Source organism: Malikia spinosa, assembly GCF_002980625.1.
Taxonomy (GTDB): domain Bacteria; phylum Pseudomonadota; class Gammaproteobacteria; order Burkholderiales; family Burkholderiaceae_C; genus Malikia; species Malikia spinosa.
Genome location: NZ_PVLR01000006.1, coordinates 106,131 through 121,733, shown reverse-complemented (window position 1 = coordinate 121,733; position 15,603 = coordinate 106,131). Strand labels below are relative to the sequence as shown.

The window sequence follows — 15,603 nt, the reverse complement described above, 5'->3', positions numbered from 1 at the left end:
CACAAGGCACGAAAAATCTCAAAAAACCATGCTACAATGCATGTCTCAGCTGATCTGAAGCGAATGCCAAGACAGCGAATCGGAATGTAGCGCAGCCTGGTAGCGCACTTCGTTCGGGACGAAGGGGTCGGAGGTTCGAATCCTCTCATTCCGACCACACATGCAAAACAGCACCTTCGGGTGCTGTTTTCGTTTCTGGCCCACAGGCTCTGCCTGATTTTCAGGCTGGAGCCAGCCCAGCTTGCGCTCGACCAGCCGGCCCGCGCGGTCGAACAGCACGCTGAAGGGCAGACCGCCGTTGCTGTTGTCGAGCGCGCTCCAGACCCTCTCAGGCCAGCATCACTTGGTCAGACTCACCACCATCGCCTGCGCGGCATCGGTACTGGTCAGTGCCAAGGTCAGTGCTGCCGGATTCGCGCGGTAGGTGGCAATACCGCTGAAGCTCACGCTGGCACCGTTGCAAGTCTCGGTCAGGCTGGCGTTGTAGGCGCTGGCATCGCTGCGGGCGGTCAGCTGGCCGCTGTAGCTGCAACCGGTGCTGCTAGGGCCGCTGAGCGCGCCAGTGGCAGCAATGTTCCAGTTCAGCGCCACCGTTTGGCCACCCAGGGTGGCGCGCCAGTTGCCCGCCACATCGGCCTGGTTGGTGGCGGCCTTCAGCGCATCATTGCGGGTGAACTGCAAAGCTCCTGGGTTCAGGCTCATGCTGAGGTTGGTCAGATTGGCGCTGCCGCTGTAGCTGGCAGCCTGTGCCGGGCTGGCGGCCGAATTGGGCAGGCTGTAAGTCTTGCCGGTGGCGCTGACCGCATCGACCCCAGAAGCACTGACCTGCAGACGGCTGAGCGAACGCAAGTCGGCGCTGAGCAGCCACAGCTCGGTGCTACCTGCGGCAGCGGGCAAGAAAATACCCGTACGGGCCGGGGTGATGCCACTGGCCGTGACCCAGCGACCTTGCAATTGGGAAGCACTGAATGTGGAACCGGGCTCTGATGCCGGGACTGCTTCGCTCCCGCCGTCATCACCGCCGCCGCAGGCGCTGAGCAAGGCAGCTGCCGCCAGGCTGGTCAGCAAGGCCAGACGGGGTGCCGGATTACGCCTCTGGCGGTTCACTGGGAGGTCCAAAGAAAAAGCTCGTGTTTGCATGAATCGTAGAGGTCAGATCTGCCACCATCGCATACCGGGTTTGCGCTGGCGGCTGTGGTTGATGAATCGTCGTGAAGGCAAATGGGCGGTTGGAATCAGAACCAGAAACCCACGCTGGGCAGGTCTGGTGCATAACCCAACAGGCTCAGTGGCAAGCTGCCGGCTGCACCGGGGTCGGCAATCACGCCGTTGACGCTGCCATCGGCATCAAACTCGCCACCGTCAGTGATGGCAAAGTCCAGTCGCAGACGACCGCCCTCTTCCACCATGGCACCGCCATGAACGCCGCTGGCCAGGTTGACCCAGACATGCTGGCTGTCTTGCTTCCAGTAGCCGTTGATGCCGAGGTCGGCATCCACATAGAGGCTGAAGGTCTCAGTCACTGGCGCACCCATGCTGCCTGTTCCCACATTGGCGCTGAAAGAGATCAGGCCCAGGGGCAGGTTGGCAACTTCGGGCAGGTTGGCCGGAGCAGGAAGCTGGCTCACATCGCTCAGGCTGGTGCTGTTCGCACCGGCATTGTCGACCTTGCCGCCAACGCTGTCGGCCACCAAGGTGACATACACGGTCTCGCTGCCAACCCCTGTAGTCTGTTTGAAGGACAGCGAAGTGACGTTGGACTGCTGGCTGTCAAGCACGCCGTCGCCGTTACCGTCACCGGCAAGCGCTGCCCCACCGTCAGCCCGGGGCAGACCCGGTGCCGCATTTTCGATCGTCGCCGCGTCGTTGACGCCAGTGAGGGTCACCACCACGTCGCGAGTCGTGCCATCCGTTGACTTGACCGTGAAGGTCTCGGTCTTTTGCTCGCCGGCCTTGAGGTACTGCAGCTGGGCGTTGGCAACCTGGTAGGTCCAGCTGCCAGCTTGCGTGATCGACAGGCTGCCCAGGGTGCCGGGGGCGGCACTGATGTCAGCGGCACCGGTCAGGAACATGGCTTCGCCGCTGTCGTAATCGCTGATCGTCAGCGCGCCGCTGTCGGCCAGCGTCGGGGTGGTTGCGTCTTCGGTCACGGCACCGGCGGCATCGCCACCGATCAGCGCCGCGTCGTTGACGCCGGTGAGGGTCACTACGATATTGCGCGTGGTGCCATCGACGGACTTGACCGTGAAATTCTCGATCTTCTGCTCGCTGGCCTTGAGGTACTGAACCTGGGCGTTGGCGACCTGGTAGGTCCACGCTCCGCCACTGGTCAGGCTCAAGCTGCCTAGGGTGCCCGCGCTGGCAGTGACGCCCGCGGTCAGGAACGCCGCTTCGCCCGCGTCGGCATCGTTGATCGTCAGCGCGCCGCTGTCGGTGAGCGTCGGCATGGCAGCGTCTTCGGTCACCGCGCCAGCCGCATCGCCACCGATCACTGCCGGCTCGTTGACCGGCACTGATACCGAGGCCAGATTCAAGCCGATCAGGATCGGGTTGTGGTCGCTGGAGCGGTAGGCATCCGAAGCGTAATAGCTGGCATCCTGCGCATCGTTCTTGAACTCGGTGTTGTAGTCCAGCACTGCCGGCTCTTCGGCGTTGATGGTCCACTTGACTGCGCCGCTGACCTGGCTGCTCAGGCTGTCGCTGGCGAGGGCATGGTCCAGCGAGCCCCACAGTCCGTCAAAGGAATAGGACAGGCCGCTGGAGACCTTGTTGTAGCCGTTGGCATCGAGATGGGTGATCGGGTCTTCCTGGCTGTAGGCGTTGAAGTCACCCAGCAGCAGCAGGTCGCTGTCGGCGCTGCCGGTGGGGTTGGTGCCCAGCCAGGACAGCAGATCGCGTGCGGCTTCCAGGCGGGCCTGGTTGTTGGCGCCCTGGCCGTCACCGAGGTCCGGGTCGTTGACGCTGCCCTTGGACTTGAAGTGGTTGACCACCACCGTGAACTGCTCGCCATCGGCCAAGGCCTGGAAGGTCTGCGCCACCGGCACGCGGCTGCCAAAGCTGGCCGAGAACGCGTCGTACCGCGTGGGGTCGGCGACCGCGGCCTGGCCTACCGGCGTGACCTTGGCCGGCTTGTAGAGGATGGCAACCATGATGGCATCGTCGCCCGCCGTGGCCGCATCGCCCGCGCTGCCGGCCCCGTCGTTGAACGGTCCGGCAATGTAGGCATAGGTGCCGGCGCCAGCCTTGGCGTTGAGCGCGTCGACCAGCGAGTCGATGGCACTGCTGCCATCGGCAAAGCCGTTGTTCTGCATTTCCATCAGGCCCAGCACGTCGGCATCCAGACCCAGCAGGTTGGCCACGATCTTGTCTTGCTGGCGGGTGAATTCGGTGGCGTTGCTGGCACCCCGACCTTGGTGGCTGGTGCCGTTGGGGTTGGTGAAGTTGCTGCTGCCCAGCGTGGTGAAGTAGTTGAGCACGTTGACCGATGCCACCTTGATCTCGGCGCCGGTGATGGCGCTCGGCAGGTCGGCGGCGGTGGGGCGTGCGCTGCCGGTGAACAGCGGTTCGATCGTCGGCTGGATGCGATAGCTGGTCTCGTAGGCCAGCGCGCCACTGACGGTGAGTTGGTCGACCACGCCCACCACGCGGGTCACGCTGTCGCCAGCGCGCAGGGGATTGGCGGCCGACAGGTCGCTGCCACCCCGCCCGGGATGGACAACGGGGTTCTGGCTGCTGCTGCCGTCGTCCAGGATGATCTGGTCCTTCTGCGTCGCCGCCATGTAGGCGGCATAGCCGCTCACGCTGGGCGCACTGGTCTCGGTGTATTGCTGCAGCAGGGTGTCGGACGTGAGCGTGACGGTGCCGTACTGACCCAGGGTGTAGTTGTCGGTGACGACCAGCTTGCCGCCTGCTGCGGCCGACGACAGCTCCACCAGCATGCCTTCGACCGCCTCCCAGTCGACCATTTCAGCCACCGGCAGCGTGATCTGCACCGGGGCCGGCAGGGCACTGGTATCGGTGTTGTCGGTGACCAGTTGCAGGTTGGTGGGTGCCGTCAGCTGGGTCTGACCCTGGTATTCGGCCACGGTACCGGTCAGGCGCACCACATCGCCCACCTGGGTGACAGCGATGCCGGGATTGCTGTTGTTGTAGTAGACGAAGATGCCCTCGGAGGTACGGGCATTGCCATCGCTGTCGGCGGCCTCTTCCTGCACGAAGAAGCCTTTCATGCTGGGCATGTAGGCCGTGACCACGCCCTGGATGGTGACCGTCTGGCCCAGCATGGCACTGGCGCTGCCGGAGCCCTGGATCGCCGAAATCAGGGTGGGCGCGGCATCGTCGTCGAGGATGGTGCCGCTGGCCGTGGCAGCGATGATCTGGCCGCCGATGGCATTGGCCAGGGTCAGCGTGAAGGCTTCGTTGCTTTCAGCCGTGCTGTCGCCAGCCACGTTGAGGGTGATGGTCTTGCTGGTCTCGCCGGCCGCAAAGCTGACCGTGCCGCCGGGCAGCTGGCCGCCAAAATCGGCGGCGTCCACGGCGGCACCGCTGACGGCGTAGTCCACCGTGGTGGCACCGCTGATGTCGCCGGCGCGGGTCACGGTGAAGGTGAAGGCACTGCTGCCGCTCCGGCCTTCGGCCTGGCTGGCGTTGCTGGCGGCCAGCGACAGCACGGCGCCGGAATAGCCCTCGATCTTCACGTCATCGACGCGCCAGCTCGATGAGCTGTTGCTGCCGGCTCCAGAAGCGGTGTAATGGAACGCAAAGTGCACATGGCTGCCCTGGATCGCCGACAGGTCGATCAGCCCGGAGGCGGTGGTGAGCTGGCTGTTGTCGGGCGAGGGGGTGTAGCTCAGCTCGGTCCAGGTGTAGAGCGCGGGGTCGCCGCTGCCAGGGTAGTCGGTGCTGTACTTGACCTTGACTTCGGGGTTGGCGATGCCGGTATCGCTGTAGCGGGTCCAGGTGGTGAAGCTCAGGTATTCGACGCTGGTCTGGCTCAGGTCGAACGGCTTCGAGATCAGCCAGTCATTGGCATTGGCGGTGTCGCCGAAGCCGTTGACCTCGGCGGTACCGCTGCTGGCGCGGTACCAGGTGGCGGCCTTGTCGCTGTCGCTGCTGTAGGCCGTGAATTCAGCCAGATTGGTGCCAAAGCTTTCGGTGTAGGGCGTGACCAGGCTCGCCCCGACCAGCACATTGCCGGGCGAGCCGATGCTGGCGGCTGCCGCGCCCTGCGCAAAGGCCCCGAGCAGACCGACATCGGCATCGTCGTACTTCGGAGCCGACGTTGAGACGCCATCCCACACTGCAGATTCAGTCGCGCCACCCCCCGCAGCCAGCCCGGCGTGACCCGTGGTCAAGGCGATGCCATCACTGCGAACCATGGGCGTGATCACGGTGCCATCGGTGGCCGTGATGGGGGTGGACTTGAAGTTCACTGCGGCCGCCACATAGCCGTTCGGGTCAAAGACCACCACGGCATCGCCATTACCCAAGCCAGGGCCGCCGGCGGCGAGCACGGGCACCTGGTCGGCCAGACCCCAGGCCGTACGGAAGGCCGCGGCATCGGCCGCTGCCACCACGACCAGACGCGCACCAGGATTCAGGATGCCTGACAGGGAAGCTGCCGCGGCATCGGCGGGATTGGCAGAGTCGTCGTCCCATTTCCAGCCCGTCAGGTCGATCGGCGTCGTCCCGTGGTTGTACAGCTCGAAGAAGTCGCCGCTGGCGGCGTTGGAGTTCACCTCGGTGATCAGCAGGTCGTAGTGGGGCGCGGCAGAGACGGTCGCAAAGTTCAGCGCATCGGCCCCGGTGATGCCGGCCCAGGCGTTGCCGGCGTGGTCGGTCAGTGCGTCAGCGGTGGCCTCGACGTAATAGCCCGTCCCGTTGGCCAGATTGCCCGGCTCGATCGAGACGGTATTGAACGCGATGGCGACCCGGCTGTTGCTGGCCTGGATCGTGTCGACCACGCTGCTGTCGCTGGTTTTCCTGATGACGAAGCTGCCCGAACCGGCCTTCACGCCTTCGTCGAACTTCAGCACCAGCGGGCTGGCAATGCCCAGGTTGACGGCGTTATCGGCCGGGGAGCTGCTGACCAGCTGGGGGCCCGTCGCGTCGGACACGTCGCTGCCGAGCGCCACCCAGTTGCCGACAAACTGCTGCTCGGCCGCCGGCAGGTCCTTCGATACGCCAGTCTTGCCGGGCCAGACGGTGTCACCATTGTCCTGCAGCAATTGCACCAGGGTGCCTGCGGCGGTGCCTTGCACCTCGACGATGGTCTCGAAGCTGCCGCCCGTGACATCGCGCAGCGCATCCAGGCTCACGTCGAGCTCGGTCACGCTGGTCAGGTCGGTGCTGACGCGGTAGAGGCGGAAGTCGTGGGTGACCTCGGTGCTGGCGGCCGCTGCAGGCCCGGCCAGCAGCAGGTAGCCGTTGCCGTCAGCGGTTTTTTCAATCGAGCGGATGCCGCGCCCGCCCAGGTCCAGCTCGATCGGGACACCGAAGCTGGGACTGCCGCCGATCAAGCCGCCGATGGCGACCGGAACGATGAGCGCTTTCTGGCGGGTGACGGTATCGGTCTGCGGGGCCCGGAAAGCCAGCAGCAGCTGGTTGCCATCCTGCGAGGCGCTCATGCCTTCGATCGAAAAACCGTTCACGCCTTCGGGCACCACGCCTGCAGCGCTGGCGGCGGCAAAGCCGAAGTAACCGGCCCCCTTGCCATGGGCGTTGCTGCTGTCCCAGCTGGACAGCGCCGTTTCCAGGCTGCTGGACTTGCCCAGGTAGGTGAAGCGGGTCTGAGCCCCGGTACCGGAGACAGTGACGGCAAACAGGTTCTCGCGCGGATCGGACTCGCTGCCCGATTTGGAGTTGCTTTGCGACCCGACGAAATACAGGGTATCGCCGACGCGGGTACCGGCCTCCAGATCCAGCTCGCCGCCGTTGGTCAGGGCAGTCGCATAGCTCCACTCGACCAGGGCGACGCCACCAGCGCGGTCGTACACGCGCAGCACGCTGGCTTCGTCGTCGCCCACCACCATGTAGTTGGCATCGAGCGCGATGGCAGAGGAAGCGTCGGAGCTGTCCACGCTGGTACCCGCATTGGGCGTGAAGATCTGCTGGCTGCCCGCCGTGCCGATGTCGGCAAAGTTGATGGACAGGTCAGACTGGGTCGAGCCGGTGATGACACTGGCGTTGTTGCCAGTGAATGCGCTGTCGTTGAACGCGAGCGTCAGGTTGCCGACATCGCTGGCATTGCCGTGCGCGCTGGCCTGGCCGCTGAAGCTCAGCTCAGCCTGGCTGCTGCCGGTCAGGATGAGGCGTGCAGTCAAGCCTGCGGGGACATTCGTGATCTGGGCCTTGGGCATGGCAGCGGCCAGCAGGTCATCGCCGCTGCTGCCGGCAAAGGTTTCGCCGCCCGACAGGGTGATGAGGATCTTGCCGCTGACCGAGCCGTCGAATGCCAGCCCTTCGTTGAACTGACCGCTGTAGGCCAGTGCACCGATGGCTTCGTTGTCGGCAATGGTCACGGTTTGCGACAAGTTGCTGCCGAGCGCGAGGCCCGAGGAGGAATTGCCGAGGGTCAGCGTGGCGGTTTCACTGCCTTCGACGAGAGCGTCGTCCAGCACGGTGAAGGTGACGCTGCCAGCGATGGCGCCATCGACGATCGTGAACGTGGTGCCGGACAGGGTGAAATCGTCTGGGGTGATGCCGGTGCCGCTGACAGCCAGGTCAACGGTCTGGTTGCCAGTGACTGGCGCAGAAGCCGTGGCGGTGACGGTGATGGCCGTGGTGCCGGCCTCGGCGCCAGTGGCGCTGCTGACGGACAGCGTGACGCTGGGGATGATGGGGGGGTTGACGGTGGCACCGAGACTGAAGGTCACCCCCTTCAGCGGGGATTGATCGGCGGTCAGGAATGGCGCATCGGGCGATACGCCATCAGCATTCTGATCGCCACTGGCACCCTGTGACACCCAGTGGCTCAGGGTATGGATGGCCAGACGGGCGGCAGCTGCATCGACAAAGCTGGAGCCTCCGCTGGCAGGGTTGTAGGCGAAGACATCGGCATCGTCATTCTGCGGCTTGAAGTCAATCGCATCGATTCCTGCCGTCAAGCCGGTGCCGTCCAGGGTCATGGCCGCGGTGTAGCCGCCGCTGGCCACGGCCGACAGGAAAGTGAAGCTGCCTGTGGTGGCGTCCACCGTGCTGGTGTAGGCGTACAGGGTCTCGTCGCTGGCCCCCAGGTTTTGCGATCCGGAAACGATAGCGAGCTGTCCATGACTGGCCGTCGCCGCGGCGGTGCTGACAGCGGTCAACTCGATGACCGTGCCGGCGGCAATCGGAGCACCCGTATTGTTGGTCCAGCTGCTGATACCTTCACCGGTATTGAAGGCGGTCCCGTTCCACTCATCGTCCCGGAAATAGATCACCTGTCCGGCAGGAATTTCGTTCAAAACGATAAAAGCGAAACCATCCGTTCCATCTGCGTTGAATCCAACGAACGCAATGCTGCCAGCCGAAAGTGCCATGTCGTTACCTGTAAAGTGAGACCCAGGACGGGGAAACGACCTACCTTACGTGCCGACCATGAAAACCATATGTCAATTGACAACCACCACCGGGGTGGCTTTTGTCTCGAAACGCTTCGTCTGAAATGGATTGCAGGGCCATCGCCCGCCACAGGGCGGTTCCATGCCGCGCGTCCCGCCCAGGCCTGGTCGAACCGAATGGGCCGACTCAGGAACCTCGGGCCCGGATCACAGGCTCTGCCAGCGCTCCAGATCGGCCGACAGGAGCCGCCCCAGCTTGCGCTCGACCAGCCGGCCCGCGCGATCGAACAGCACACTGAAGGGCAGACCGCCGTTGCTGTTGCCAAGCTCGCGGCTCAGCTCGGTGCCGCCAAGCCCGGCCAGCCCGATCGGAAAGGCCAGCGGGCGTCTGGCCAGGAAGGCGCGTACCGCGCTGGGCTGGTCGATCGCCAGCCCCAGCACCTGCCAGCCCTGGCCACGATGGGACTGGAAGAACTGGTCGAGCAGCGGCAATTCCTCGACGCAGGGCGGGCACCAGGTGGCCCAGAAGTTCAACAGCAAGGGCCGGCCACGGAAATCGGCTGCTGCCAGCGGCTGACCGCCCGGCGACTCCCATGACTGGGACCAGAAGGCCGCGGGCGGCTCGGACCCGCGCGAGCAGCCGGCCAACCCGGCGCTGGCCAGCGCCGCCAGGGCGCCGCCGCCCACCAGCATGTCGCGCCGCTTCATGGGACCGAGGCCTCATGCGCCATGCGCTCGCGCAGCGCGCGCGCATCGCCGCGCGGCTTGCGCCCGGCAGCGTCGCGCAACAGCGCGCCGCGGAAGTCGCCACCATCGTTGACCAGCAGGTGCACGCCGACCCAGGTCTGCAACGGCTCGCAGCGGCTGCGCAGGCTCAGCGCCTCGACTTCATGGCCGTGCAGGCCGTTGACGCTGCGCGCCTCGTAGTCGACGCCGCGGTTGATCAGCGCCAGCTCGACCGCCTTCGGATCGTCGCTGAACAGCTGCAGATAGATGTCGGACAGCTCGGTCGCCGTGCCATGCCAGACCGCGCCGCCCAGATGGGGCTGGAACTCGGCCAGCCGCTCCATCCAGACCAACGCCAGCTCGCGCAGCGCCTGCAGCTCGGCCGGCTGGGTATCGGCATGGAAGATCGCGAGATGCTCGCGCACCGCGGCCTCGACCGCCAGGTTGTCGGGTAGCGGCGTGCGCGGCGGCAGCCCGAGCTGCTTGAGCGCGCGCCGCTTGGCCGAACCGTACTCCAGCCCTTCGTCGACCACCAGGGCGGCAGCGGCGGCGGCGATTTCCTGCATCAGATCGGGATTCATGCGAGCACTGTATCCCAGGACACCAATGCCTGCCGGGAGCAGGCCTGAAGCGGGCCACAAGCCGGCAGGAATCGGCGCGTGGTGGGCGCCGTCAGCGGCTGGGTTCGCCGTGCGCGCGCAGCAGGCCGGCGATCAGCTCCGGCAGATCGTTGTCGAAGCTCATCAGCAGATCAGACGGCTGTTGCGCCGCGGCGAGCTGCAAGGCCTCGGCAACGGCGGGCTGGAACGCCTCGGCCGCGGGCAGTCCGAGCTCGGACTGCAGGCGCACGACGACGGCCTCGCAGGTCCGCTCAGAGCCCAGCACCTGCCAGGCGTAGTCGACTTCGTAGCGCTCGACCGCATCGGCCAGGCTCTCGCCGTCGAGCCGGGACTCGGCGGCAAACTGCACCAGCGTGCGGGTGCAGAGCCCGTTCACGATGCCAGCCAGCAGCTCGGCCTGCGCGGACGCAATAAGGGGGGTTGTCATGGGGGGTCCTTGTTGAATGAGCCCAGGATCGGTGTCAAGCGCTGCAGATCATGGGCGGACCTGCGCTTGGCGCATGGGCAACCAAGCCGTTGAGCAGCCTGGGCGACTGCGGAGTCTCGGCGCCAGCGCGGGCCCGGACCCGTTCAGTGACTGGAAAAACAAAAGCCCATCGCACAGGGCGACGGGCTTTTGAAATATCTGGTGGCCTGGGACGGAATCGAACCATCGACACGCGGATTTTCAATCCGCTGCTCTACCAACTGAGCTACCGGGCCATTGCTGTATGCAACAGTGGAAACGATTATAGAGGCGTTTTCGCCATTTTTTCACATGGCGTTGCGCTTTGTTTTGGACAGGTCGATGCCGAGTTGCTTGAGCTTGCGATACAGATGGGTGCGCTCGAGGCCGGTCTTTTCCGCCACCCGGGTCATCGAGCCATGCTCCTGGACCAGATGAAACTCGAAATAGGCGCGCTCGAAGGCATCGCGCGCCTCGCGCAGCGGCAGGTCGAAATCGAACTGGCTGACGGGCGCGCGCTCGGGCAACAAGACGCTCTCGGGCGCGGGCAGCAGTTCGGCATCGGGCGCCACTGCAACGACGCTGGCAGGCGCTGGAGCCGGGCGAGCGACGAGCTTGTCCAGGCCCTGCGCGACCGACTGCAGCAGCTTTTGCAAGGTGATCGGTTTTTCCAGGAAGGCCATCGCGCCGATGCGGGTGGCTTCGACTGCGGTGTCGATGGTGGCGTGACCGCTCATCATGATGACCGGCATGGTCAGCTGGCCGGCGGCCGACCATTCCTTGAGCAGCGTCACGCCATCGGTGTCGGGCATCCAGATGTCGAGCAACACCAGATCGGGACGCTGGCGCTCGCGCAAGGCTCGCGCCTGCGCGGCGTTCTCGGCCAGCTCGACGGCGTGGCCTTCATCGTTAAGGATCTCGAACAAGAGCTCGCGGATGCCCAGCTCGTCGTCCACCACCAGTATGTTTGCCATGGCCTTGCCAATAATCCCTAGCTTGTCGCTTCGTCTTGTTGCGTTTGCGCAACCTTGAATGATAACGAGACTCTGGCCCCCAGGATACGCTCACCGTCCAGACGGTGGCCGATGTCGATCCGGCCGCCATGTTCGTCCATGATCTTCTTGACCACTGCCAGGCCCAGCCCGGTGCCCTTGGACTTGGTCGTCACATAGGGCTCGAAGGCGCGCTTGAGTATGGCCTCGGGGAAACCGGGTCCATTGTCCTGCACCACCAGCCGGACCCGGCGCCCGCTTTCGGTCAAACGGGTCTGCAGCAGCACCGGGCCGGCACCCGGCGGCGTGGCGTCCTGGGCGTTCTGCACCAGGTTGTGGATGACCTGGCGCACCTGCTGGGCATCGGCCAGCACCAGGGGCACGGGCTCGAGGTCGAGCTGCACCGGCACGCTGGTGGGGTCGTACAGCACCAGGATGTCGCTGATCAGCGCGTTGAGGTCGATCGGCATCAGCTGCGCCGCCGGCAGGCGCGCATAGTCGCGGAAGTCGTTGACCAGCCGCTTCATTGCGTCGACCTGATCGACGATGATGCGCACCGAGCGGCCCAGCAGCGCGGCATCCTGGCCCTCGAGCTTGCCCTCGAGCTTCATGGCCAGGCGCTCGGCCGACAGCTGGATCGGGGTCAGCGGATTCTTGATCTCGTGCGCGAGTCGGCGCGCGACCTCGCCCCAGGCCTGGGCGCGCTGGGCCGAGATGATCTCGGACACGTCGTCGAACACCAGCAGGCGCTCGTCATGCGGCAGCAGGGCACCGCGCGCGATCAGCGTGACATGGTCGCCGCCGCCAGCGGGGTGGGCCAGATCGGCGACGTTGGCATGGGCGGGACGCAGCTCGAAGGACTGCTGCCAATGGCCCTGCTCGTGCGCGGATTCGCCGAGGAAGCGGTCGAACTGCTGCTGCACCCAGTGGGCAAAGCCCTCGAGCCCGGGCACGGTCTGCAGGCCCTGCCATTGATGGGCGGTCAGTGGCGCACGCAGGATGCGGGTGGCGCCGGGGTTGGCGCTCAGGATGCGGCCCCGGGCGTCGAGCACCACCACGCCCGCGGTCAGGTTGTCGAGAATGGTCTGCAGGTTGGCGCGGGCGGTGTCGACCTGCTGCATGCTGCTTTGCACCGCCTGGCGCGCATCGGAGAGCTCCTGCGTCATGTGCGCGAAGTCGCGCGTCAGGCCGGCGAGCTCATCGCGCGAGGACAGCGCGAGCTTGGGGCCGAGGTCGCCGCGCGCGACATCGCGCATGCCGGCGGCCAGCATCAGCAGCGGGCGCACCAGCTGGTTGCCCAGCAGCACGGCCAGCAACACGGCGCCGAACAGCGCCAGGAACAGCGTGAGCGTGAGCGTGCCGATATAGAGCCGGCGCAGGCCGTCGCGCGCCAGCGAGCGCTCCTGGTATTCGCGATGCGCGACCTGGACCGCGAGCGCATCGGCCACCAGCAGCGCCGGCAACGGGGCGCTGACCTGCAGATAGCGCGGCTCGTCCTGCAGGCCGAAACCGGCGGCGGCCACCAGCGCCAGCACCTTGATGCGCGGCTGGCTGGCCGGCCCGGACGGGTTCGAGGCGCCGTCCTGCTCCTCCAGGCCCTCGATGCTGGCGATCACGCGATCGCGCCGGGTCGCGCGCAGATCGGACGGACTCGGGCGCTCCGGGTTCAGCTTGAAGCGCGACTCGCCGGCGCTGGCAACGGCCTGACCGTTCGAGCTCCAGAGCACCAGGTCGGCGGCCGAGAGCTGCTCGCGCAGCCGCTCGAGCGCCAGGCCGGCACCGGCATTGCTGCTGCCAGCCAGACCGGCGGCGGCGACCCGGGTCTTGTTGGCCAGATCAACCGCCAGCGTGTCGAGGGTGGTGCGGCCCAGGCTGAGGCCGGCGCTCAGCGCGGACTCGACCCGCACGTCGAACCAGTTCTCGATCGAGCGCGAGACGAACTGATACGACACCAGATAGACCAGCAGGCCGGGCAGGAAGCCCACCAGCGAGAAGATCGCCGCGAGCTTGAGCATGAGCTGGCTGCCGAAGCGCCGCCGGCGCAGGCGCAGCACCAGCTGGACGGCCAGGCCGACGATCACCAGCAGGAACACGACGGCGACGGCGACGTTGATGCCGACCAGGCGCGCGAAGTTGGCCTCGTAGAAGGCCCGGTTGTCGGTCGCCAGCGTCAACAGGAACAGCAGCACAAGCGCGACGCCCACCATGAACAGCAACCCCAGCACGATGGCCCAGCGGCCGGGGCCGGACGGCAACACCGAGCCCGAGGTGGCCGGGGCACCGGCTTTCACGCGTCGTCCTCGGACCTGGAATCCGGCAGCGCCGGCTCAGCCTCGTTGCTGATCTGATCAGGCACGTCGAGCGTCTTTTGCAGCGAGATGTTCCAGCTGCTCTGGTTGAACAGGCCGAGCTGGAACGGCCGCGGCAGCTGGGTCAGGTCGAGCGCGAAGCTGAACTCGACACGCTGCTCGCCGGCTCCGCTCCAGCGCGCCGCGTCGATCAGCTTCCAGTTCGAGACATGGCCGGCGCTGAGCAGCGCATCGGCCAGGCTGTCGAAGTTCTGGTGCAGGCCGTACTGCAGTCCGGCGGCGCCGGGCGTGCCGGAGGCATAGCTCAGGCGCCAGCGCCTGGTGAGCGGCTGGTAGGCGAGCCGGACCGTGCGCGCCACGCTGGCCACGGTCTTGTCGAGCCAGTACCAGCGCGACTGGATCAGGTCGGCCTTCCAGAGGAAATGCAGCGGCACGCCCTTGCGCAGCACCTCTTCGACCGTGGGGCTGATCTCGAGCGGCAGCCGGGCCGACAGGAACAGGCCCTCGCTGCGGCGCACCAGAGCGAGCTGGGCCGGATCGGCGGCGGGCGACTCCAGCGCCGCGCTGACAGGGCCGGTAGCCAGCAGCAGCACGGCTGCCAGCGCCAGCATGGCGCGGCGACGCCCGACAGGTGCATCAACCGGCCGGGCGCTTGAGCAGCAGGGCATAAAAGAATCCGTCCATCCCGACCAGATTATCAGCGCCGTCGCTGCCACCCGACAAGGCCTCGCCCGGCATCAGGTGCCCCGGCGAAGGCAGCAGCTGGGCGTCGGGATGGCGCTGCAGGAAGTCGCGCACCTGCTGCTCGCCCTCGGCCTTGAACACCGAGCAGGTGCAGTAGAGCAGCCGCCCGCCCGCGCCCAGCGTCGGCCAGAGCGCCTCGAGCAGGCGCAGCTGCTGCGCGGCCAGCTGGGCGATGTCGCCCGGGCGACGCAGCCAGCGCACGTCGGGGTGGCGGCGCACGATGCCCGACGCCGTGCAGGGCGCATCGAGCAAGATGGCATCGAAGGCCCGACCATCCCACCAGCGGTCGGTTTCGGCGGCGTCGGCCGGCTTCACCTCGGCCTGGAGGCCCAGGCGCCGCAGGTTGTCACGGATGCGCTCGCAGCGCTGCGGATCGACGTCGAGCGCCAGCAGGTCGAGCTCGGCGCACTCGAGCAGATGCGCCGTCTTGCCGCCGGGGGCGGCGCAGGCGTCGAGCACCCGCGCGCCGGCCGGCAGCTGGGCGCCGTCGAGCAGCAGCGGTGCCGCCAGCTGGGCCGCCAGGTCCTGTACCGAGCAGTGGCCCTGCTCCCAGCCCGGCAGCCGATCCACCGCGACCGCCTGCGCCAGTGCGATGCCGTCCCGGCCTACCGGCTCGGCCAGCAGGCCCTGGGCGCGCAGGGTCTGCAGGTAGTCGTCGCGCCCGACACGGCGACGGTTGACGCGCAGCACCATCGGCGCCGGCCGGTTGTTGGTGGCCAGGATGGCCTGCCAATGCTGCGGGTGGTCGCGCCGCACGCGCTGCACCCACCAGAATGGGTGGTTCCAGCGCGCCTGCAGGTCCTCGCCAGCCTTGAGCAGCAGCTCGTCCTGCTCGCGCAGGTAGCGGCGCAGGCAGGCGTTGACGAAGCCGGCCAGCCCGGCTGGCAGCTTGAGCTGCTGCAAGGCCTGCACCGACTGGTCGACCACGGTGTGGGCGGCATAGCTGACGTTGCCGCCGACGGCCTGCGGCAGCAGCAGCGTCAGGGCCAGCCCGAGCAACGCGCGCGCAGCGCCCTCGGGCGGACGCTCGGCCAGCAGGCCAATCAACACGCCGGCCTCGCCCCAGTGGCGCAGCGCGTGGAAGGCCAGGGCCTGCACGCCAGGGCGCAGCCGCGCCGGGGTCTTGGCCAGCACATCGGTCAGGGAACGGCCCTGCTCGACGGCCAGGAGGGTGCGGGCGGCAGCGGCCAGCTGATCGGACAAGGGGATCGGTGAATTCATTCGGTG

General features: G+C 66.8%; 9 protein-coding genes and 2 tRNA genes. 1 reads left to right on the top strand and 10 read right to left on the bottom strand.

Annotation, left to right across the window (positions count from 1 at the left end; translation table 11 throughout):
* Positions 1–80 precede the first annotated feature (80 nt).
* Positions 81–157 (top strand) — tRNA-Pro (locus C6P61_RS02120).
* A 182-nt stretch (positions 158–339) separates the two neighbouring features.
* Here the strand turns inward: C6P61_RS02120 and C6P61_RS02115 are convergent.
* From C6P61_RS02115 to rsmB, 10 genes are all read right to left on the bottom strand, one after another.
* On the bottom strand, positions 340–897 hold the full coding sequence (locus C6P61_RS02115) for a hypothetical protein (protein ID WP_105728271.1): 558 nt from the start codon (positions 895–897) through the stop codon (positions 340–342).
* Positions 898–1,235: 338 nt separating this feature from the next.
* Positions 1,236–8,444 (bottom strand): ExeM/NucH family extracellular endonuclease, encoded by a 7,209-nt coding sequence (locus C6P61_RS02110; protein WP_105728270.1) that lies wholly within the window; start codon positions 8,442–8,444, stop codon positions 1,236–1,238.
* A 303-nt stretch (positions 8,445–8,747) separates the two neighbouring features.
* Positions 8,748–9,248 (bottom strand): TlpA disulfide reductase family protein, encoded by a 501-nt coding sequence (locus C6P61_RS02105; RefSeq protein WP_105728269.1) that lies wholly within the window; start codon positions 9,246–9,248, stop codon positions 8,748–8,750.
* The gene (locus tag C6P61_RS02100; RefSeq protein ID WP_105728268.1) at positions 9,245–9,847 is read right to left on the bottom strand and encodes a hypothetical protein; all 603 of its coding nucleotides are present in this window, start codon (positions 9,845–9,847) and stop codon (positions 9,245–9,247) included. Before C6P61_RS02100 ends, C6P61_RS02105 begins: the two co-directional genes overlap by 4 nt.
* A gap of 91 nt (positions 9,848–9,938) precedes the next feature.
* A complete protein-coding gene (locus C6P61_RS02095; protein ID WP_105728267.1) occupies positions 9,939–10,313 on the bottom strand; it encodes a hypothetical protein in 375 nt (124 codons plus the stop codon).
* 199 nt (positions 10,314–10,512) lie between these two features.
* Positions 10,513–10,588: transfer RNA gene (locus tag C6P61_RS02090), tRNA-Phe, on the bottom strand.
* Between the two features lie 51 nt (positions 10,589–10,639).
* Positions 10,640–11,305, bottom strand: a complete 666-nt coding sequence (locus C6P61_RS02085; protein WP_105728266.1) for a response regulator — start codon at positions 11,303–11,305, stop codon at positions 10,640–10,642.
* Between the two features lie 17 nt (positions 11,306–11,322).
* Positions 11,323–13,614 carry a sensor histidine kinase gene (locus C6P61_RS02080; RefSeq protein ID WP_244908730.1) on the bottom strand — a complete coding sequence of 764 codons (2,292 nt, stop codon included), beginning with the start codon at positions 13,612–13,614 and terminating at the stop codon, positions 11,323–11,325.
* Positions 13,611–14,300 carry a DUF4390 domain-containing protein gene (locus C6P61_RS02075; protein WP_105728265.1) on the bottom strand — a complete coding sequence of 230 codons (690 nt, stop codon included), beginning with the start codon at positions 14,298–14,300 and terminating at the stop codon, positions 13,611–13,613. The genes C6P61_RS02080 and C6P61_RS02075 overlap by 4 nt, the downstream gene beginning before the upstream one ends.
* Entirely contained in the window at positions 14,269–15,597 is a 1,329-nt protein-coding gene (gene rsmB / locus C6P61_RS02070; RefSeq protein WP_105728264.1) for a 16S rRNA (cytosine(967)-C(5))-methyltransferase RsmB, read from the bottom strand. Before rsmB ends, C6P61_RS02075 begins: the two co-directional genes overlap by 32 nt.
* Positions 15,598–15,603: the final 6 nt, after the last annotated feature.